At 65.5% G+C, this 18,946-nt stretch carries 20 protein-coding genes; 14 read left to right on the top strand and 6 right to left on the bottom strand.

Annotated elements, in window-relative coordinates; genetic code table 11:
* The first annotated feature begins 78 nt into the window (after nucleotides 1-78).
* The 7 genes from ACFPME_RS14905 (at nucleotide 79) to ACFPME_RS14875 (ending at nucleotide 5,681) form a co-directional block, all read left to right on the top strand.
* The gene (locus tag ACFPME_RS14905; protein ID WP_377306443.1) at nucleotides 79-369 is read left to right on the top strand and encodes a hypothetical protein; all 291 of its coding nucleotides are present in this window, start codon (nucleotides 79-81) and stop codon (nucleotides 367-369) included.
* An 88-nt stretch (nucleotides 370-457) separates the two neighbouring features.
* Nucleotides 458-2,251: a tetratricopeptide repeat-containing diguanylate cyclase gene (locus tag ACFPME_RS14900; RefSeq protein ID WP_377306442.1), complete on the top strand. Its 1,794-nt coding sequence runs from the start codon at nucleotides 458-460 to the stop codon at nucleotides 2,249-2,251.
* A gap of 307 nt (nucleotides 2,252-2,558) precedes the next feature.
* A complete protein-coding gene (locus ACFPME_RS14895) occupies nucleotides 2,559-3,332 on the top strand; it encodes a class I SAM-dependent methyltransferase (RefSeq protein ID WP_377306441.1) in 774 nt (257 codons plus the stop codon).
* A 126-nt stretch (nucleotides 3,333-3,458) separates the two neighbouring features.
* Entirely contained in the window at nucleotides 3,459-3,647 is a 189-nt protein-coding gene (locus tag ACFPME_RS14890) for an oxidoreductase-like domain-containing protein (protein ID WP_377306440.1), read from the top strand.
* Nucleotides 3,648-3,670: 23 nt separating this feature from the next.
* The gene (locus ACFPME_RS14885; protein WP_377306439.1) at nucleotides 3,671-4,441 is read left to right on the top strand and encodes a dimethylarginine dimethylaminohydrolase family protein; all 771 of its coding nucleotides are present in this window, start codon (nucleotides 3,671-3,673) and stop codon (nucleotides 4,439-4,441) included.
* A gap of 4 nt (nucleotides 4,442-4,445) precedes the next feature.
* The gene (locus ACFPME_RS14880; RefSeq protein WP_377306438.1) at nucleotides 4,446-4,916 is read left to right on the top strand and encodes a GNAT family N-acetyltransferase; all 471 of its coding nucleotides are present in this window, start codon (nucleotides 4,446-4,448) and stop codon (nucleotides 4,914-4,916) included.
* A gap of 255 nt (nucleotides 4,917-5,171) precedes the next feature.
* Entirely contained in the window at nucleotides 5,172-5,681 is a 510-nt protein-coding gene (locus ACFPME_RS14875; protein ID WP_377306437.1) for a DUF1993 domain-containing protein, read from the top strand.
* Nucleotides 5,682-5,727: 46 nt separating this feature from the next.
* On the opposite strand, the gene ACFPME_RS14870 is transcribed toward ACFPME_RS14875, so the two are convergent.
* Both ACFPME_RS14870 and ACFPME_RS14865 read right to left on the bottom strand, forming a co-directional pair.
* On the bottom strand, nucleotides 5,728-6,780 hold the full coding sequence (locus tag ACFPME_RS14870) for an HDOD domain-containing protein (protein ID WP_377306436.1): 1,053 nt from the start codon (nucleotides 6,778-6,780) through the stop codon (nucleotides 5,728-5,730).
* 394 nt (nucleotides 6,781-7,174) lie between these two features.
* A complete protein-coding gene (locus tag ACFPME_RS14865; RefSeq protein ID WP_377306435.1) occupies nucleotides 7,175-7,897 on the bottom strand; it encodes an rRNA pseudouridine synthase in 723 nt (240 codons plus the stop codon).
* Nucleotides 7,898-8,012: 115 nt separating this feature from the next.
* Between ACFPME_RS14865 and ACFPME_RS14860 the strand changes: the two genes are divergently transcribed.
* Entirely contained in the window at nucleotides 8,013-9,011 is a 999-nt protein-coding gene (locus ACFPME_RS14860; protein WP_377306434.1) for an LLM class flavin-dependent oxidoreductase, read from the top strand.
* A gap of 85 nt (nucleotides 9,012-9,096) precedes the next feature.
* Complete coding sequence (locus ACFPME_RS14855; protein ID WP_377306433.1) at nucleotides 9,097-9,954, top strand: PA4780 family RIO1-like protein kinase; 858 nt, start codon at nucleotides 9,097-9,099, stop codon at nucleotides 9,952-9,954.
* A 22-nt stretch (nucleotides 9,955-9,976) separates the two neighbouring features.
* Here ACFPME_RS14855 and ACFPME_RS14850 read toward each other — a convergent pair whose 3' ends face one another.
* Nucleotides 9,977-10,411: an FKBP-type peptidyl-prolyl cis-trans isomerase gene (locus tag ACFPME_RS14850; RefSeq protein ID WP_377306432.1), complete on the bottom strand. Its 435-nt coding sequence runs from the start codon at nucleotides 10,409-10,411 to the stop codon at nucleotides 9,977-9,979.
* Between the two features lie 73 nt (nucleotides 10,412-10,484).
* The gene (locus ACFPME_RS14845; protein ID WP_377306431.1) at nucleotides 10,485-11,042 is read right to left on the bottom strand and encodes a YaeQ family protein; all 558 of its coding nucleotides are present in this window, start codon (nucleotides 11,040-11,042) and stop codon (nucleotides 10,485-10,487) included.
* A gap of 82 nt (nucleotides 11,043-11,124) precedes the next feature.
* Here ACFPME_RS14845 and ACFPME_RS14840 point away from each other — a divergent pair, with 82 nt between their 5' ends.
* The 4 genes from ACFPME_RS14840 (at nucleotide 11,125) to ACFPME_RS14825 (ending at nucleotide 16,179) form a co-directional block, all read left to right on the top strand.
* Nucleotides 11,125-12,012: a pseudouridine synthase gene (locus tag ACFPME_RS14840; protein WP_377306430.1), complete on the top strand. Its 888-nt coding sequence runs from the start codon at nucleotides 11,125-11,127 to the stop codon at nucleotides 12,010-12,012.
* A 112-nt stretch (nucleotides 12,013-12,124) separates the two neighbouring features.
* Nucleotides 12,125-14,134: an OPT family oligopeptide transporter gene (locus tag ACFPME_RS14835; protein WP_377306790.1), complete on the top strand. Its 2,010-nt coding sequence runs from the start codon at nucleotides 12,125-12,127 to the stop codon at nucleotides 14,132-14,134.
* 270 nt (nucleotides 14,135-14,404) lie between these two features.
* Nucleotides 14,405-15,475, top strand: a complete 1,071-nt coding sequence (locus ACFPME_RS14830; RefSeq protein ID WP_377306429.1) for a class I SAM-dependent methyltransferase — start codon at nucleotides 14,405-14,407, stop codon at nucleotides 15,473-15,475.
* Nucleotides 15,472-16,179 carry a pseudouridine synthase gene (locus ACFPME_RS14825; protein WP_377306428.1) on the top strand — a complete coding sequence of 236 codons (708 nt, stop codon included), beginning with the start codon at nucleotides 15,472-15,474 and terminating at the stop codon, nucleotides 16,177-16,179. Before ACFPME_RS14830 ends, ACFPME_RS14825 begins: the two co-directional genes overlap by 4 nt.
* Before the next feature lie 15 nt (nucleotides 16,180-16,194).
* Here the strand turns inward: ACFPME_RS14825 and ACFPME_RS14820 are convergent, their stop codons facing one another.
* On the bottom strand, nucleotides 16,195-16,527 hold the full coding sequence (locus ACFPME_RS14820) for a YkgJ family cysteine cluster protein (RefSeq protein ID WP_377306427.1): 333 nt from the start codon (nucleotides 16,525-16,527) through the stop codon (nucleotides 16,195-16,197).
* A 61-nt stretch (nucleotides 16,528-16,588) separates the two neighbouring features.
* Nucleotides 16,589-17,176 carry a DUF1415 domain-containing protein gene (locus ACFPME_RS14815; protein ID WP_377306426.1) on the bottom strand — a complete coding sequence of 196 codons (588 nt, stop codon included), beginning with the start codon at nucleotides 17,174-17,176 and terminating at the stop codon, nucleotides 16,589-16,591.
* Between the two features lie 112 nt (nucleotides 17,177-17,288).
* On the opposite strand from ACFPME_RS14815, the gene ACFPME_RS14810 reads away from it, so the two are divergent.
* Nucleotides 17,289-18,848, top strand: a complete 1,560-nt coding sequence (locus tag ACFPME_RS14810) for a protein adenylyltransferase SelO (RefSeq protein WP_377306425.1) — start codon at nucleotides 17,289-17,291, stop codon at nucleotides 18,846-18,848.
* Nucleotides 18,849-18,946 lie beyond the last annotated feature (98 nt).

Below are 18,946 nucleotides of genomic sequence, written 5' to 3'. Positions count from 1 at the left end.
GGTGCATAACTGGTCCGCAAGCGCCCAGTCACACTGAGCCGCTGCGCGTGTCTATACATCACTTTCTTGGGGAGAGACATGTCAGACATTATCGATTTCATGGAAAGGATGGGCGGCGACGCACACCTTTCACAGGCATCCACCGACGAGTTGGCTGCGGCTTTGGCTGACAGCGGGATCACTTCAGAGCAAGGTGCGGCGTTGCTTGCCCGCGACACGCAACGGTTAGGAGAACTGCTGGGGACGAAACCTATTTGCGTTCTGATTTCCCCACCCGGTCCCGGACCAGGCGAGGCACGGCCTCTGGCGCCAGCCGAAATGCCCCCCGCGCCTCAGCCGGAGGATGCGGAGGAAGCCGAAGGTGACTGAAACAGCTGCCGAACGCCGACAACAGGGTGAACAAGCAACCTGGTCCATGGTGATTTAGTCAATGTATTCGCCACGAATATGGTTTTGGGTGCTGCTGCCGATGGCGATTGGCATAGGCGGTATCCCTAGCTATGTGATCGGCGCGAACATGTCTGTGAGCGGCGGCAGTTATTCGGAGTTACTCGATCGCGCCCAATTTCGTGTGTGCGCTACATCGCTCTCTGAGGAGTGTGTGCGGCTGTTGGGTCGGCTGAGTGGCGTCGCTAACCAACTTACGCATGAACAACAGACCCGGCTGCATTACTTGCAGGCATGGCGTGCTGCTCTCGACGGCAATTACCATCGATCAGACATGCTGATCGATGGTATTTTGAATAATTCACGTGATCCGAATTTGCGCTTCAAAACGATGATGCTTTCGGTCAACTCGCTATCGGACCAATCAAAGTTTGAAGAAGCGTTTACCCAGCTGCGACAACTTGTCGCGCTGCTGGAGAATGGAACTGATATCGCCCGGGATGTGCGCGAACAGGGCTATGGAGTTGCTTCCCGACTGTATGCAGACGCCGGTCAATTCGATCTGGCGACTTATTACGCTGAGCAAATCTTCAGGCTGAATTTGGCAAAGACTGGCTATGTTTGCGTGGACGACCATGCCCGTATTGCGGCGTTGTACGGAGATAACAAGTGGGAGAATATCGATGCGTTGATCGCCCAGGGTGTCGACGTTTGCACCAAGGAACGCAACAGCATGTTCGCCAACGGCATTCGCTATGTGGCGGCCAACCTCGATTTGCAGCGCGGACATCCTGAGCGCGCTATTGCGCTGCTAAGCCGACACCATGATGAGGTGCAACGTGACGGTTATCCGCTGCAGTTGGCACAGTTTGAGAGTTTGCTGGCCCAGTCCTACCAACAGACGGGAGATCTGGATGCTGCTCGCCACTGGGCGTTAGCCGCCGTTGGGCATGGCTCCAGCAATCAATACGCTAAATCCGCGAGCGACGCCTTCCGAATCCTTTATCTGTTGGCAAAACAAAAAGGTGATTCGGTTTCTGCGCTGAACTTCCACGAAAAATACATGGCCTCCGACAAGGGCTATCTGGACGAAATCAGTGCGAAGGCGCTGGCGTTCCAGACGGTGCAGCAGCAGGTCATGGCGAAAAAGCTCCAGTTGGATGCGCTGAACAAGCAGAACCAGATACTGCAATTGCAGCAGTCGCTCGACAAGAGCGACTCGGAAATGAGCCGGCTGTACATCATTCTGTTGTTGACGGTGCTGGCCTTCATCGCCTTCTGGACTTACCGGATCAAGCGCTCGCAATTGCGGTTCATGAAGCTGGCCCGCCGCGACGGCCTTACCGGCATCTTCAATCGGCAGCACTTTGTCAGTTCGGCCGAAATGCAGTTGCAGTACTGCAAGAAATCGGCGCGGCAAGCCTGCCTGGTGCTGATCGATCTGGACCACTTCAAGGTCGTCAACGACACGCACGGGCATGCGGTGGGCGACCGCGTACTGAAACGGGCGGTGGCGGCATGCCAGGAGCATCTGCGCTCCACCGACATTTTCGGGCGCCTGGGCGGCGAGGAATTCGGCATCGTGCTGCCCGAGTGCACGCTCGAGCAGGCGCTCAGCCGGGCCGAACAGATCCGCGTGGCGATCGCCACGGCGGCGAGCGGCGAAGATGCCCCCGGCATACCGATTTCCGCCAGCTTCGGCGTGGCCACGATTGCCCGTTCGGGTTACGAGCTGCGCAAGCTGCTGATCGATGCGGACGATGGGCTGTATCGGGCCAAGCGTGAAGGCCGCAACCGGATCAGCGTGTGCGACGACACGCAACCGCGCGAGCGAGTCGGCGGCGCGGCGACCGAGCGGGCATGAGTACAGTTCAAAGCTGAACTCGCCACCCTTATTATTGAGCGGCTGCCGACATCGCGTTACGCCCGCAAGCGCTCGCAAGTTCTTTCAAGTTGCGATGCGCATTACCCATTCCGCCATTGAATCGCTCCTGCGGCCTGCGCCGGAAATGACGGTGCGGGTGGCGCCGCAGCGTGAGTGGATGACGGCGTGTGGCCGTCCGTTGGCGGGCTGTCGGGCGAGTGATCCCCCATGCCGAGCGGCACAGGTTCGACGCCATCGATCGAGCGCACAATCGGCGACACCCTAAGCCCCACTGCGGAGATACGTCATGCGCCAGACTGTGCTTGCTGTGTTGTTGGCCCTTGTGCTTCCTACGGTTGCCTTGGCCCAGGCCCCGAATTCGCATGGCGGCGCGCTCGCTGCCGCGGTGCAGAAGGGCGTTGACGATCCGGCCCGCGCGGCCGACAAGTCGGCCGATGCCCGCCGCAAGGTGGGCCCGGTGATGACTTTTGCCGAGGTCAAGCCGGGTCAGAACATACTCGAACTGATCCCCGGCGGCGGCTATTTCACCCGTGTGTTCAGCGCGATCGTGGGCCCGCAAGGCCATGTCTACACGGTGTGGCCGAACGAGTACGCGAAGGAGGCCGAATCGGATGTGACCGCGATGCGCAAGCTCGCGGCGCAGCCGCATTACGCCAACATCAGCCTGCTTGCCCAGCCGGCGAACCAGCTGAGTGCGCCGGTGCCGGTGGATCTGGTGTTCACCTCGCAGAACTATCACGACTATCCCGACAAGTTCATGGGCAAGGTCGATCCCGCGGTGCTCAACAAGCAGGTGTTCGATGCGCTCAAGCCCGGGGGCCTGTGGGTGATCATCGACCACGTGGCGCCGGCGGGCTCCGGCATGGCCGACACCGACACGCTGCACCGGATTGATCCGGCCATCGTGAGAAAGCAGGCGGAGGCGGCCGGTTTCGTGTTCGACGGCGAGAGCAACGTGCTGCGCAACCCGCGCGATCCGCACACCATCATGGTGTTCGACAAGTCGATACGCGGCCACACCGACCAGTTCATCTACCGCTTCCGCAAGCCGGCAAAATAGGATGCCCCAGCTCAAGCCAGCCGCGCCCCTTGGCCTGCGGCGGGCTTGAGCTGCAGCGGCGATTCGGGGCACCATCAGGCATCGCGGCGGGGTTTCCGCCGAATGTGCGATATCCACAGGAGCCCCGTGAATCCCAATCATCCCGCGTCGCCAAGGCACGATCCGGCGGATGATCCGCCACCGCGGCACCCGTCCGAGCCAGGCGCCGCCGATTGCTGTGGCGAAGGCTGCGTGCGTTGCGTGTACGACCTCTACCAGGACGCGCTCGAACGCTACCAGGCCGAGCTGGCTGCCTGGCGAGCGCGTCAGCCCTGAGTTGCCGGTTTCCAGGAGGCGCCATGTGGAGTGCCGTCACCCGTGAAGTCAGCCCCGCCCTCGGCAAGTGTGAGTTGTCGTACGTCCCGCGCGAAGCGATCGACGTGGCCCGCGCCCGGACGCAGCATCGCGACTACCAGCGCACACTGGAAACGCTGGGGTGCCGCCTGCTGACCCTGCCGGCGGAAGCGGGCTTGCCCGATTCGGTCTTCGTCGAGGACGTGGCGATCGTGCTGGACGAGGTCGCGGTGCTGACCCGTCCTGGCGCATCGTCCCGTCGTGCCGAAGTGGCCAGCGTGGCCGAGGTACTGCGTCGTTATCGGCCGGTACTGGCGATCGATGCACCGGGCACGCTCGACGGCGGCGACGTGCTGCGCGTGGGTCGCACGCTTTATGTCGGCGAATCGGCGCGCAGCAATGCAGAGGGCATCGCACAGTTGCGCGAGCTGCTGGACGGCCATGGCTATGACGTACTGGCCGTGCCGACCCGCGGCTGCTTGCACCTGAAGTCCGCCGTGACCCAGCTCGCCGACGACACCCTGTTGCTGCAGCCGGCGTGGGTCGATCGTCAGCGGTTCGCTGGCTTCCGCGTGATCGAGGTCGACCCCGCCGAACCGCATGCCGCCAACGTGTTGCGCATCGGCGATGTACTGGTGATGCCGGCCAACTTTCCGCGCACGCGGCAGCGGCTTGTCGACGCCGGGCTGGACGTGACCGCCGTCGACGTTTCCGAGTTGCAGAAGGCCGAGGGTGCGGTGACCTGCTGCAGCCTGGTGTTTCGCGTGGAGGCTTGAGCCGATGGGTATCCGCTATCGCCTCGGCCACATCGGGGACGCGCCGGCCATCGGCGCGCTGGCGCGCCGCGTGACCCGGCGCTGGATCCTGCCGCAGCAACCCGCCAGCGCGGCCGGCCCGCTGCTTTACGGCATGAGCGCGAAGGCGATCCGGCAGAAGATGCAGGAGGGCCAGCGCTTTCATCTCGCCTGGCAGGATGGCGTGCGCCTGGTTGGAGTGGCGGCGATGCGCGACGACTGCCACCTGTTCCAGTTTTTCGTGAGTACGCGCCTGCATGGCCGCGGCATCGCGCGCCAGCTGTGGCAGCGCACGATGCGCGATGCGATACGCCGCGCCGGCACGCGGCATTTCACGTTGAAGGCCTCCGCCATGGCGCTGCCGGTCTACCTGCACTTCGGTTTCGTGCCAAGTGGGCCGTTGCTGGTCAGCGACACCGGCCTGGCCACCCAGCCGATGCATCTCGATCTGGCATGAATCGAACGCGCCGTCGTCCTGCATGAACGGCTCGGCGCGCGCCTGCGGCCGGGACAGCCGTGGTTTCAGTCCGGTCGGGCGGGTTGCTTGGCGGCGCCCGCCCCCGGTGGCCAGCGTGAGGACCTAGCCGGTCGCGGTGATGTCGTGGCAGAAGGCAGTGGACCCTGCGAAGGGCCTGCAGCGGCTTTGGATCGCGGATATCACGGGGAGCGGGCTACACTGCGTCAATCACTGATCCGCCTTCCAGGAAAGCCCGTGACCGATGCCATGTACGCCAGCTCCATCCCCGTCTTCAGGCAGATGCTTGGCGGCCTCGCCGCGATCCTGGCCAAGGCCGAGGCGCATGCGGCCGACAAGCACATCGAGCCGGCGGCCTTGATCCAGGCGCGTCTGTTTCCAGACATGTTTCCGCTGGCGAGGCAGGTCCAGATCGCCTGCGATTTCGCGCGGGGCGTGTCGGCACGGCTGGCAGGCGCCGAGGTACCGAAGTTCAACGACGACGAGCAGACCTTTGCGCAACTGCGCGAGCTGATAGCACGCACCATCGGCTTCATCGAGGGTTTGGCCGCGGAACAGTTCGAGGGCAGCTCGCGGCGCGACATCGTGATCCGGCAAGGTACGCCGAAGGAGCGGCGCTTCAGTGGCCAGGCCTATCTGCTCAGTTACGGATTGCCGCAGTTCTTCTTCCATGTCACCACGGCCTATGCCCTGCTGCGGCACAACGGTGTCGAGATCGGCAAGCGCGATTACATGGGCGAGTACTGAGCAGGGCCGAAGCGCATCGTGGGCGATGGCCTGGTTTGCCGCTCGCTCAGACAGGCTTCTTTTCCAGCGGAAATTGCCGTCGGAGATCCTGCTGGCAGCGCGCCAGCAAGGACGGCCCCAGGATATCCGGCCAGCTGTGACTGAGGTCGATATCCGCCGCCAGCCGATCGTGTTCGGCCAACAATTGTGCGCTCGCCAGGGTGTCGGCGACCGCGAGCGACTTGCCCAGGGGCGATCCGGCGGGGGTTGCCGAGGTCAGGCATTCAGTCATCGCATCGATCACCCGCACCGGCAACTCCCAATGCTGGCTGGCCTGCAGCGACAGCCGGGCGGCGAGTTGCGAACAGGCGCCAAGGAAGCCGGAGGAAAGCGGCGCGGCCTCGGTTTCGGCTTCGACAGGCATCAGCTGATCCAGCAGGCGCACCACCGCGCCGGTGCCGGTATGGCAAATGATTCCGGCGAGATAGGCTTCGAACGCATCGCAGCCGCTGCTGCGGCCCAACCAGGCGCAGGCGTGTGCGCAGCGTTCGGCGTGATCCCACAGGCGCTCCCCCGCAGCATGCCCCAGCGCGCCCGCGTTGGCCTGCAGGATCGGCTTCATGACGTGCTGGGTGAGCACCCGGCGCAGCCCGTCCTGACCGAGCAACACCACGGCCTGCTGCAAGCTGGTGATCGGCTGCGCCGCGCGGTAGAAGACGCTGCCAGTGACCCGCATGACCTCGCCGACCATCAGTGGATCGCGGCCCACCAGCTTGGCCAGCTCGCCGCCGGCGGCATTGTCGTTCTTCAGCGTGCGCAGCAGCTGCGGCAGCACGGTCGGCAGGCGCGGCAGGCTGCGCATGTCGAAGCGCGTGCTGAGAAGCTCCAGCCGCTTCAGCGTGGCCAGCTCGGCGGCACTGGGTTCGCTGTTTTCCGCGGGTGGCAGGCCGAGTACGAAGCGGTGAAAGCGGTCGCCGATCTCGGCCGGCGACAACACGTCTGGTGCAGGCTGTGAAAGCGGCGCCGGGGCACGCGTGATCGGCCGCGCGGCAGCGGGCGGCAAACGGCTGACCATGGCCTTGCGGCTGCGGAAAAGGCGCCGCCAGATGTTCACCACCATAGGGTCCCTTCTTGGGCGCCGATTCCGCCAGGTCAGACCTGCTACATCGGCAGCCGGCCTGAAAAATTGAGCCGCCCGCCAGATGGCGAGCGGCTCGGTTGATCTTTGTTCGGTGCCGCCGACAGCAGTGCGCAGTGGCGGCGGTATCGGTGGTTCGGGCATGGTGAAGCGATTACTTGTTCTTCTTCTTTTCCTGCTTGGCGGCCTTCTTTTCCTTCATCGTCTTGGCTGGCTTCTTCTTTTCGCTCTTCTTTGAATCGAGACCCTTGCTCATGCTGCGCTCTCCGTAAGATTAACAAGCTGCGATATGTGACGCGCAGGCAAGTCTAAGCTGTTCCACCGGCTGTTGGGCAGAGTCGGGCAGGGAAGCCGGCGACTGCCGGGTATGGCGGCTTCAGATGCGCTCGCCCGGCGCAAGGTAACGCCATTGCCCCGGCGGCAGCTTCGCCAGCGGAATGCGGCCCACGCGCAGCCGCTTCATTGCCAGCACCTTGAGGCCGACCGCCTGGCACATCGGCTCGATCTGGGTCGGCTGCAGGACCTTGAACGCGAAGCGCAGCCGCTGTTCGCTCTGCCAGCTGACCTTGATCGGCGGCATGGCGTAGTTGTTGAAGCGCAGGCCATGGTTGAGCAGGGCCAGCCCGTTCGGGATCAGCGTGCCCTCCACATCGACGACGAACTCCTGTTCGACCCGCTCGATGTCCTCGGTCAGCTTGCGCGTGACGCGCCAGTCCTGGGTGAAGATCAGCAGGCCGCTGGCATCGGTCGGCATCGGCAACGGTGTGGTCAGCCGCTGCAGGTGCCGCCTGAGCGGGCGTACGCCGGAGGGGTCCTCAGGCCATCGCGTTTCCGGCGTGACCAGCGCGCTGGCCGGATTCGGGCCAGTGCCGGCGTCGTAGCCGACCGGCTTGTGCAGCACCAGGGTGGCCGGTTCGGTGGCAATCAGTCTGGCACCGGGATCGAGCTCGACGGTTTGGGTGTCGACCATGAACTGCGGCTCTTCCACCACGACGCCGTCGACGCGCACCCAGCCGCCCTCGATGTATTGCTCGGCCTCGCGTCGCGAGCACCGGGCCAGCGCAACGACACGTTTGGCGAGGCGAACCGGTTCTGTCATCGAGGTGCCATGCAGTGAGGAGTGCCCATTGTAGGCGCCACGGGCCGGCGGCAACCGCTGGCAATCAGGGGCACCGCCCCCAGATCAGGGGCTTCCGTTATGGCGAGAGCGCGACATGATTCCGTTTTCCATCCTCGACCTGGCGCCGGTCACCGCAGGCAGCGACGCCGCACAGGCGTTCCGCAACACGCTGGATCTGGCCCGGTTGGGCGAGCGGCTTGGCTACCGGCGCTACTGGCTGGCCGAACACCACAACATGCCCGGCATCGCCAGCGCGGCGACCGCCGTGCTGATCGGCCACGTCGCCGGCGGCACCTCGACCATCCGCGTGGGTGCCGGCGGCATCATGCTGCCGAACCATGCGCCGCTGCAGGTGGCGGAGGCGTTCGGCACGCTGGCGTCGCTGTATCCGGGACGCATCGACCTGGGGCTTGGCCGTGCGCCAGGCACCGACCAGGCCACCGCGAAGGCGTTGCGCCGCTATTTCGACAGCGCCGACGCGTTTCCCCAGGACGTGCTGGAACTGCTCGCCTATTTCGAACCGGCCGTGCCCGGCCAGCAGGTGCGTGCCGTGCCCGGCGCCGGCATCGACGTGCCGGTATGGCTGCTCGGCTCCAGCCTGTTCAGCGCGAAGCTGTCGGCGCAGCTCGGCCTGCCGTTCGCATTCGCCTCGCATTTCGCGCCGGACGCGATGGACGACGCGTTGGCGCTGTATCGGCGCGACTTCCAGCCATCGGCACGGTTGCAGCAGCCGTACGCCATGCTCGGGCTCAACGTGGTCGCCGCGGACAGCGACGCCGAGGCGCGCCGTCTGTTCACCACCCAGCAGCAGAGCTTCATCAATCTGCGTCGCGGCCGGCCGGGGCTGATCCCGCCGCCGATCGACGACATCGAGTCGTACTGGACGCCGCCGGAGAAATTGATGGTGGAGCGTGCACTGGCTTGTGCGGTTATCGGTGCGGCCGACACCGTCCAGGGCGGCATCGAGGCGTTCATCGCCCGGCACAAGCCGGACGAACTGCTGATCACTGCCAACGTGTTCGAACATGCGGCGCGGCGGCATTCGTTCGAGATCGCGGCGGCGGTGCGGGATCGGTTGATGGCCGCGGGCTGACCGGTGTCTTCCGGAAAGAAACGGGGAAGGCCGCCGATCGGCCATAATGGGCGTTATTCCACGAATTGTTGAAGCTTCCCCACGCATGAAAACACCCAAGGGCCTGCAGGCACTGATCGAGGAGGGCGTGATCGATCAGGTGCTGCGACCGCTGAAGAGCGGCAAGGAAGCCTCCGTCTACGTCGTCCGCTCGGGCGAGGACATCCGTTGCGCCAAGGTCTACAAGGACATGGCGCAACGCAGTTTCCAGGCGCGCGTGCAATACCAGGAAGGCCGCAAGGTGCGCGGCAGCCGGCAGATGCGGGCGATGGGCAAGGCGACCAAGTTCGGCCGCAAGGAGGCCGAGGCCGCCTGGAAGAATGCCGAGGTCGACGCGCTGTACCAGCTCACCGCCGCCGGCGTGCGGGTGCCGAAGCCGTATGGCTATTTCAACGGCGTGCTGGTGATGGAGCTGGTCACCGACGCGGACGGCTATTCCGCGCCGCGACTCGGCGAGGTGGAACTGTCGGCGGACACCGCCCGCGAATACCACCGTTTCCTGATGCAGCAGGTGGCACGGATGCTGTGCGTGGGACTGATCCACGGCGACCTGTCCGAGTACAACGTGCTGGTGGGGCCGGAAGGCCCGGTGATCATCGACCTGCCGCAGGCGGTCAGCGCGTCGGGCAACAACGCGGCGCGCGCGATGCTGCGGCGTGATGTGGGCAACATCACCATCAGCCTGTCGCGCTTTGCGCCAGAGCTGCTGGACACGTATTACGGCGAGGAGATGTGGGCGCTGTACGAACTCGGCGAGCTGCATCCGGACAGCGAGCTCACCGGCCACTTCGAGTTCGACGAAACCATTGCCGACGTCGACAGCGTGATGCAGTCGATCATCGACGCGCGGGAAGAGGCGATCATCCGCCAGCAGGGCCGCGAAGCGGCTGCACAGGAAGACTGATCGCCGCCGCCGGTCGGGCCACTCAGTTGCCGACTTTCAGCAACTCCACTTCGAACACCAGCGACGCATTCGGCGGGATGTCGTCGCCGGCACCGCGGGCGCCGTAGCCGAGCGCCGCCGGAATCAGCAGGATGCGCTTGCCGCCTTCGCGCATGCCGGCCACGCCCTGGTCCCAGCCGGCGATCACGCTGCCCTGGCCGAGCATGAAGGAGAACGGCTCGCCGTGGTCGCGCGAGCTGTCGAACTTCGCACCGTGCTTGTCCTTGGCGCTGTCGTCGTACAGCCAGCCGGTGTAGTGCACGGTGACCTGCATGCCATCTTTGGCCTCGGTGCCGGTGCCGACTTTCTGGTCGATCGTGGTGAGCTTGTCCACGTTACCGGTGGCTTGCGCAGGTGGCGCGGCCGTCGTGCAGGCGGCGAAGGTGAATACGGCGAGCAGGGGCAGCAACCAGCGCATGGGATGACTCCGGAAATGTGGATGGACGCGGGGTGGATGAAAGCGGAATGTTGATTATCGGGTAATCCATGGCTCAGCTCGCCATCTCGGTTGCGACCATGCGCTTGACCGGATCGACGGCCACCGCCTCGGTGTCGTTCATCACTTGCAGCTGGCCATCCTGGATCAGGCACTGCAGTCGCATGCCACGCTGCAGCAGCGTGACGAGTCGCGCCACCGTCGCTGCGGGGATGTCGAGCACGGTGAGGTTTCGGTTGCGGCTCAGCGCCGCGCCGACCTTGTTCCACCAGATCTCCGCCGCGTTGCCGCCGTAGCTGATCACCACCACCTGGCGCGAGCGGCCGCAGGCCTTGCGGATGCGCGTTTCGTCCGGCTGGCCCACTTCGACCCACAGCTCGATCTCGTCGGTGTACGCCTTGCGCCACAGTGCCGGCTCGTCCTCGTCGCTGATGCCCTTGCCGAACTCCAGCCGCTCGTCCGCATACAGCGCAAACGCGAGCAGGCGCACCATCAGGCGTTCCTCGGTTTCCGACGGATGCCGCGCCAGGGTCAGTGCATGGGTGGCGTAATAATGCCGGTCCATGTCGCTGATCTGCAGTTCGACCTTGTAGATGGTGGAGTTGAGCGCCATGGGCATGCCTTGAGACAACAACCCCCCATTGTACGCCCAGTGAGTTCCGAAGCAGACGGTGTCGCCCATTAAACTGCCACCCATGAGCCCGCCCGCGACAGCTTTCGTCCGCGATCCCCACGCCAGCACCGTGCATCTGCCCCCCGCTGCCTGGGCGACCGTGCTCGATGGCCTGTGCGCGCAGTTCGGCACGGTCAGTCGCGTGCAGTGGCTGGATCGCATGGCGCGTGGACGGGTTCTGGACGGGCGAGGCTGCGCGATCACGCCAGACACGCCGTACCGGGCGGGCTTGCGCGTCCACTATTACCGCGAGGTCGTGGACGAGGTGGCGATCCCGTTCACCGAAACCGTGCTGCACGTGGACGAACATCTGGTGGTGGCGGACAAGCCGCACTTCCTGCCGGTGACGCCGGCCGGTGGGTTTGTCGAGCAGACTTTGCTGCGACGGCTGATTCGCCGACTGGACAACCCCGATCTGGTGCCGCTGCACCGGATCGACCGGCTCACCGCGGGACTGGTGCTGTTCTCGACGAACCGGAGCAGCCGGGCCGCGTATCAGGCGCTGTTCCGCGAGCGCCGGATCGACAAGCGTTACGAGGCGCTGGCGCCGGCGTTGCCGGCATTCGGGTTTCCGCTGCGGCGGCGCTCGCGCTTGGTCGCGGGCGAACCGTTCTTCCGCATGCACGAGGTGGACGGCGAACCGAACAGCGAGACGCGGGTCGACGTGATCGAGCGCGGCGAGAAGAGCTGGCGCTATGCGCTGTTTCCGGTTACTGGCAAAAAGCATCAACTGCGTGTGCACATGGCGGCGCTGGGTGCGCCGATCGTGGGTGACGCGCTGTATCCGGCGTTGGCGGAAAAGGCCGACGACGATTGCCAGCATCCGTTGAAGCTGCTGGCGCACCGCCTGGCGTTCGTCGATCCGCTGTCCGGCGAGCTACGGCGTTTCGAGAGCCGGCTGACGTTGTGATGCCTGGTGTGCCATGGCGCCGACGCGCTTGGGGTAACCATCGGCAGCCATTCCACGCTATCTTCCACCGCAGCATCCGTCCGGGGGAGAAACAAACGTGAGTGCACAGCCCATGTCCAGCGCGACGCCGCGCAACGAACTGACCATGCGTGGCGTGATCATCGGCGTCGTGATCACCGTGGTGTTTACTGCGGCCAACGTGTTCTTCGGCCTCAAGGCCGGCCTGACTTTCGCCACCTCGATACCGGCGGCGGTGATCTCGATGGCGATCCTGCGCTACTTCAAGGGCGCCACAATCCAGGAGAACAACATCGTGCAGACGGTCGCATCGGCGGCCGGCACGTTGTCGTCGATCATCTTCGTGCTGCCGGGCCTGATCCTGATCGGCTGGTGGACCGGCTTCAATTACTGGACGTCGTTCGCGATCTGCGCGCTGGGCGGCATCCTCGGCGTGATGTACTCGATCCCGCTGCGCCGCGCCCTGGTCACCAACTCCGACCTGCCGTATCCCGAAGGCGTGGCCTGTGCCGAAGTGCTGAAGGTCGGTGCCGGCGGCGGCGAGGGCGTCAGCGCGGCTGCTGCCGCCGAGTCCAATCGCGCCGGCCTGCTCGCGGTGCTGTGGGGTTCGATCGTCTCGGCGATGTTCGCGGTGGTGGTGGCAACGCGGGTGTTCGCGGGCGACGTGGTGCACTACTTCCGCGTGCGCGGCGACACCGGTGGCGTGACCGGCTTCGACTTCTTTCTCTCCTTCGCGCTGTTCGGCATCGGTCACCTGGTCGGTTTGTGGGTCGGCATCGCGATGCTGGTGGGTGCGGCAATCGGCTGGGGCTGGGGCGTCCCGCATTTTTCCGCGCTGGTGCCGGCGGTCGATTCGATCAAGGACCTGGCCAATGCCACCTGGAGCCACAAGGTCCGCTTCGTCGGCGCCGGCACCATCGGCGTGGCTGCCGTCTGGACCCTGGCCAAGCTGGTCAAGCCGGTGATCACCGGCCTGACTACCGCGATGGCGGCTTCGCGCGTGCGCGGTGCCGGCAACGCCGCCTCGCTGCCGCGTACCGAGCATGACATCCCGATCGGGCAGGTCGGCCTGATCTCGCTGGTATGCATGCTGCCGATCGGCTGGCTGATCGCCAACTTCGCGACGACCTCAGGCCATGGGCTGGGCGATCACGTGGTTGCCCTGGTGGTGGCCGGGCTGATCTTCGTGGTGTTGATGAGTTTCTTCGTGTCCGCCGTGTGCGGCTACATGGCCGGCCTGATCGGTTCCTCGAACAGTCCGTTGTCGGGCATCGGCATCATCGTGGTGATCAGCGCGGCGTTGCTGCTGGTGTTCGGCATCCGCTCGACGCTGCCGGCCGGCAGCGAGAACGCGCTGGTGGCGTTCGCCCTGTTCATCACCTCGATCGTGTTTGCCGCCGCGGCGATCGCGAACAACAACCTGCAGGACCTGAAAACCGGGCAGCTGGTCGATGCGACGCCGTCGAAACAGCAGTGGGCGCTGGTGATCGGCGTGATTGCCGGCGCGGCGATCATTCCGCCGATCCTCGACCTGCTCAATCACGCTTACGGTTTCGTCGGCGCACCAGGCCCGCAGCGTGCCAATGCGTTGCCCGCGCCGCAGGCCGGGTTGATCTCGGCGCTGGCGCAGGGCGTGATCAAGAACAACATCGACTGGAGCCTGATCGAGATCGGCGCGGCGATCGGCGTGGTGATGATCATCATCGACGAAGTGCTGCGCCGCACGACGAAGTCGGCGCACTTGTCGCCACTGGCGGTAGGCCTGGGCATCTACCTGCCGACACAGAGCACGCTGATGGTGGTGGTCGGCGCGGTGGCCGGCTGGTGGTTCGACCGCCGGGCCGACCGCACGGCGAAGAATCCCGAAGCGACCAAGCAGCTCGGTGTGCTGCTCGCTTCGGGCATGATCGTCGGCGAGGGGCTGCTCGGCGTGGTGATCGCCGCTTTCGTCGCGTTCTCCGGCAAGGACTATCCGCTCGACCTGGTCGGCGACGCCTTCGCGCACGGCCCCGCGTTGTTCATCGGCGGCGCCGCGTTCATCGTGGTGATGCTCTTGCTGTATCGCTGGGTGGGCCGGCTGGGGCAGTCGTCAGCCACGCTGTGAGCTGCCGGGCAGAGCACGGCATGCCTTCTCGGGTGCCGTGTATCGCGGTTTTCCGGCACGCGATCCTGCGATGGCGCAATACTGCGGCCGTGCCCGGGCATCGTGCCCGGCCATCTCCACAGCGAAGTGATTCCGGCCATCTGGATGCCCGGACGCGCGAACTGATCTCGCTGGCGGTGGAGGCAGCTGAATGCGCCGATACACGCCATCAGCCGGCGTGAGGGCGGCGGCCACGTACAATGCCCCTCCGTTTCACTGTTGAAGAATGACGTGACTGCTGCCGGATTCTCCGCGGCCGCGCCGGATGCGGCGCTGGCGGCCCTGTTCGTACCCCTGGAGTCGTCGGAACTGCGCCTGCCGGCCGACGGCCGCGTATTGTTTCTGCGTGCGCGCGCCGGCGTGCGGCTGCGTGAAATGGCGCAGCCCGGCTGGTTGTGTGAGCAGGGTTTCATGCCGTTCGCCGACGAGCTGGCCCGCAACGGCTTGCGCGTGGGTGAGCCGGCGGCAGATGAAGTCTTCCCGCTGGTGCTGGTGCTGCCGCCGCGCCAGCGCGACGAGGCACGTGCGTTGTTTGCCCGTGCCCTGGTGCACACGGCACCGGGCGGCACCGTGCTGGCGGCGATGCCTAATGCCGAGGGCGCGAAGTCGGGCGAGGCGGATCTGGCGAGATTGGCCGGGGCCGTGCAGCATCAGTCCAAGCACAAGTGCCGGGTGTTCTGGAGCACACCTGACGCCGCCGGCATCGATCGGGCCTTGCTGGCCGAGTGGCTGTCGCTGGATGCGCCGCGCGCGATCGTCGACGGTTACGTCAGCCGTCCCGGCCTGTTTGCGTGGAATCGTATCGATCGCGCCTCGGCGCTGCTGGCCGCGCATCTGCCGGATGATCTGCATGGCCGCGTGGCGGACCTCGGCGCCGGTTGCGGCTATCTCGCCAGCCAGGTGATCGCGCGTTGCCCCAACGTCAGCACGATCGACCTGTACGAGGCCGAGGCGCGTGCGCTGGAGCCGGCGCGGATCAATCTGGCCAGGGCGCAGCGCGAGTGCGGCCGCGAACTGGCGGTGGCAGTGCACTGGCACGATGTCACGCGCGGCCTGTCGCGGCGTTACGACGCCATCGTCAGCAATCCGCCGTTTCACCAGGGTCGTGCCGATCTGCCGGAGCTGGGCCGGGCGTTCATCGTCACCGCGGCCGAGGCGCTGCAGCCAAACGGCCGTCTATTCATCGTGGCGAACCGCCACCTGCCGTATGAGGCGATACTGGCGGCGCGTTTTCGCGACGTAAGAACGCTGGTGACGCAAGAGGGATTCAAGGTGATCGAGGCGGTTGGAGTGAAGCCATGAAACTGGTCAAGCTGATTGCGAACCTGGGCTACGGCAGCCGCAAGGATGTGACGCAATTGTTCCGCGCAGGGCGCATCACCGACGCAGATGGCGAGGTGCTGTACGCCGACGACGTGGTGGCTTACGAGACCATCCGCGTCGACGACGAGCCGCTCGATCCGCCGCCGGGCCTGGTGCTGATGATGAACAAGCCGCTAGGCGTCACCTGTTCGCGCAAGGATCCTGGCCGGGTCGTCTACGATCTGCTGCCGCCGCGCTACAGCGTGCGTTCTCCGGTGTTGTCCAGCGTGGGCCGGCTCGACCGCGATACCAGCGGCCTGCTGCTGTTCACCGACGACGGTGCCCTGCTGCACCGGATCATCTCGCCGAAGGCGCAGGTGGCCAAGGTCTACGAGGCCACGCTGGCGCAGGATCTGCGCGGCGACGAAGGCCCGTTGTTCGCCAGCGGCACGCTGATGCTGGAAACGGAGCAGGAACCGCTGGCGCCGGCCATGCTCGAAGTACTGGGGCCGCGGCATGCCCGGCTCACCGTTACCGAAGGCCGTTATCACCAGGTGCGCCGGATGTTCGCCGCCGCCGGCAACCACGTCGAGACGCTGCAGCGCATTTCGGTCGGCGGACTCACGCTGGGCGAACTGCCGCCGGGCGAATGGCGTGCGCTCGACGCCGACGAGGTCGCCTTGATCTTCAACGGCGCCGCCTGACCTGGCGCGACGCAGCTACAGCATGTGCACCGCAGTGGGAATCGTCGCGCCGAACCATTTGTGGCGTTCTTCGCGGCAGCTCGGGCTGCCCATTGCGTACTTGCGGCAGATGGTGGGGCGATCGTCGTAGATGGTGCAGCCGAAGGTGTTCGGATCGACCGCAACGCACCAGCCATCCTCGCCTTTGGCCAGGGTTTCCATGCCATGGGTGTCGCGATCGACCAGCCACGCAGGCACATGGTCTTCCGGCATCAGTACCACGGTGAGGCGGCAGCACACCGCTTCGCAAGTCGTGCATTGCACGCCGGGGTCGATGCTTTCGGCGTAGGGATCGGGGAGATTGTTCACTCGTCAGCATGACAGGGTCAGGTCTGGCACACATGAACCGTCTGCCGTGAAGACGACGTGCCTAGCCGTCGTCGTCGCGCCACAGCGCCTTCCAGCCATCGGTGCCGAGGCGTTGCAGCGTGTCGATGTTGCGCCGGTAGATGCTGTCGGTATCGCTCATTGCCTCCATGGCGCGTTCGATGCTCGATTCACGCAGCAGATGCAACGTGGGATAGGGGGATCGGTTGCTGTAGTTCTCGATCGCATCTGCTGGGCTGTCGGCGAACTGGTAATCGGGATGGAAGCTGGCCACCTGCCATTCGCCTTCCAGGCCCAGCGTCTGTACCGCCGCATCGGCGACGTCGAGAAAGTCGTTGTAGTCGAGAAAGTCGGTGAGCACGAACGGGTGGATCAGCAAGCCGGTTTCGCATTCGTCCGGCGGGAGTGCGTTCAGCGACTGCAGCTCGCCGCACAGCTCGTCGAGCAGCGCATCGGTGTCGCGCGCATGGCTCACCCGCAGGCGCAGCTTGCCCTGCACGTGCGGCGCGCGAGCGAACGGGCAGAGATTGAGCCCGATCACCGCACGCTCCAGCCAGCGAGTGGTGGCGGCGATGTACGGTGCGTCCTCGGGCAGTGCATCGGCGTTGAGGTCGCCTGGCGCGTCGTTCATGTCGGTTTCCCGTTGGCTGGCAGCGCCGACTATAGCGCCGCGCGGGTGTGCTCCCGCATGGGCCGCCGCGTGCCCGGTGTAGCATCGGTCTGTTCGATCATCGTGGGTCGCCGTGTTCAATCTTCGTTTCGACAATGCATTCGTGCGCGACCTGGCCGGCGATCCGGAGCAGGGCCCGCGGCTGCGCCAGGTCGAGGCGGCGCTGTATTCGCGCGTCGATCCGACCCCGGTGGCCGCGCCGCGGCTGCTGGCGCATTCGACCGAGATGGCAACGACGCTGGGGTTCAGCGAGGCGGATGTGGCTACGCCCGGGTTTGCCCGACTGTTCGGCGGCAATGTCCTGCTCGACGGCATGCAGCCGTATGCGGCGAATTACGGCGGGCATCAGTTCGGCCAATGGGCCGGACAACTTGGCGACGGCCGCGCGATCTCGCTGGGCGAAGTGATCAATGCCATCGGTGAGCGCTGGGAGTTGCAGTTGAAGGGTGCGGGTCTGACGCCGTACTCGCGCGGGGCAGACGGCCGCGCCGTGCTGCGTTCGTCCGTGCGCGAATTCCTGTGCAGCGAAGCGATGCATCACCTCGGCGTACCGACCACGCGGGCACTGAGCCTGGTCGGGACCGGCGAGCCGGTGCTGCGCGACATGTTCTACGACGGTCACGCGGCGCCGGAGCCGGGAGCGATCGTCTGTCGTGTGGCGCCGTCGTTCATCCGTTTCGGCAATTTTGAATTGCCTGCCTCGCGCGGCGACACCGCCTTGCTGCGGCAGCTGGCCGACTTCACCATTCGCCGCGACTATCCCGAACTGCAGGGTGAGGGCGAAGCGCTGTACGCGCAGTGGTTCGCCAAGGTGTGCGAACGCACCGCCACGCTGATCGCGCACTGGATGCGGGTGGGTTTCGTGCATGGCGTGATGAACACCGACAACATGTCTATCCTCGGCCTCACCATCGACTACGGCCCATACGGCTGGATCGACAATTACGACGCGGACTGGACGCCGAACACCACCGACGCGCAGCGCCGCCGCTATCGTTTTGGCCAACAGCCGAACGTGGCGTGGTGGAACCTCAGCCGGCTCGCCGGCGCGCTGGCCCCGCTGTTCGATGGCGTGGAGTCGCTGCAGGCCGGGCTGGATCGCTATGCCGCCACATACGCCGCTGCAGATCGTCACAACATCGCCGCCAAGCTCGGCCTGGCCGAATGCCGCGATGGCGACGTGGCGCTGATGCAATCGCTGCATGACATCATGCAGCGTGCCGAGATCGACATGACGCTGTGGTTTCGCGCACTGGCGGACGTCGACCCACACGCACCGACGCTGGCACCGATGCACGACGCGTTCTACGACGAGGCCAAGCGGCGCGAGGCGGCGCCCGCGCTGAACGACTGGCTGGCCCGCTATGTCGCTCGGCTTGCCGATGATCCGCTATCGCCGCAGCAACGTCGCTCGCGCATGCACCTGGCCAACCCCCGCTACGTGCTGCGCAATTACCTGGCCCAACAGGCGATCGATCGCGCGGAGCAGGGCGACCCCGGCGGCATTGCCGAACTGCTCGACGTGATGCGCCATCCGTACGACGATCAGCCCGGCCGCGAGGTGTTCGCGCAGAAGCGCCCGGACTGGGCGCGGCACAGGGCGGGTTGCTCGATGCTGTCGTGCAGTTCCTGAGCCAGAAAGCACAAGGCCAGCGGCGCCGGCCCGTGTACTTGAGAGGGGTGCCATCGAGGTGATTCGAACGTCCGGCCTGACTCTTGGCAGCGTAGAGC

Origin of the sequence: Rhodanobacter umsongensis, assembly GCF_042654965.1 — a bacterium.
Taxonomy (GTDB): domain Bacteria; phylum Pseudomonadota; class Gammaproteobacteria; order Xanthomonadales; family Rhodanobacteraceae; genus Rhodanobacter; species Rhodanobacter umsongensis.
Note: the sequence above shows the minus strand (reverse complement) of the source record. Positions and strands in the feature narration are given on the sequence as shown.

Bases quoted from the DNA above. Each gene is read 5' to 3' on its own strand.
- ACFPME_RS14905 (WP_377306443.1), top strand. From the start codon at position 79: ATGTCAGACATTATCGATTTCATGGAAAGGATGGGCGGCGACGCACAC.
- ACFPME_RS14895 (WP_377306441.1), top strand. From the start codon at position 2,559: ATGCGCCAGACTGTGCTTGCTGTGTTGTTGGCCCTTGTGCTTCCTACG.
- ACFPME_RS14885 (WP_377306439.1), top strand. From the start codon at position 3,671: ATGTGGAGTGCCGTCACCCGTGAAGTCAGCCCCGCCCTCGGCAAGTGT.
- ACFPME_RS14880 (WP_377306438.1), top strand. From the start codon at position 4,446: ATGGGTATCCGCTATCGCCTCGGCCACATCGGGGACGCGCCGGCCATC.
- ACFPME_RS14870 (WP_377306436.1), bottom strand. From the start codon at position 6,780: ATGGTGGTGAACATCTGGCGGCGCCTTTTCCGCAGCCGCAAGGCCATG.
- ACFPME_RS14865 (WP_377306435.1), bottom strand. From the start codon at position 7,897: ATGACAGAACCGGTTCGCCTCGCCAAACGTGTCGTTGCGCTGGCCCGG.
- ACFPME_RS14860 (WP_377306434.1), top strand. From the start codon at position 8,013: ATGATTCCGTTTTCCATCCTCGACCTGGCGCCGGTCACCGCAGGCAGC.
- ACFPME_RS14855 (WP_377306433.1), top strand. From the start codon at position 9,097: ATGAAAACACCCAAGGGCCTGCAGGCACTGATCGAGGAGGGCGTGATC.
- ACFPME_RS14850 (WP_377306432.1), bottom strand. From the start codon at position 10,411: ATGCGCTGGTTGCTGCCCCTGCTCGCCGTATTCACCTTCGCCGCCTGC.
- ACFPME_RS14845 (WP_377306431.1), bottom strand. From the start codon at position 11,042: ATGGCGCTCAACTCCACCATCTACAAGGTCGAACTGCAGATCAGCGAC.
- ACFPME_RS14840 (WP_377306430.1), top strand. From the start codon at position 11,125: ATGAGCCCGCCCGCGACAGCTTTCGTCCGCGATCCCCACGCCAGCACC.
- ACFPME_RS14835 (WP_377306790.1), top strand. From the start codon at position 12,125: ATGTCCAGCGCGACGCCGCGCAACGAACTGACCATGCGTGGCGTGATC.
- ACFPME_RS14825 (WP_377306428.1), top strand. From the start codon at position 15,472: ATGAAACTGGTCAAGCTGATTGCGAACCTGGGCTACGGCAGCCGCAAG.
- ACFPME_RS14815 (WP_377306426.1), bottom strand. From the start codon at position 17,176: ATGAACGACGCGCCAGGCGACCTCAACGCCGATGCACTGCCCGAGGAC.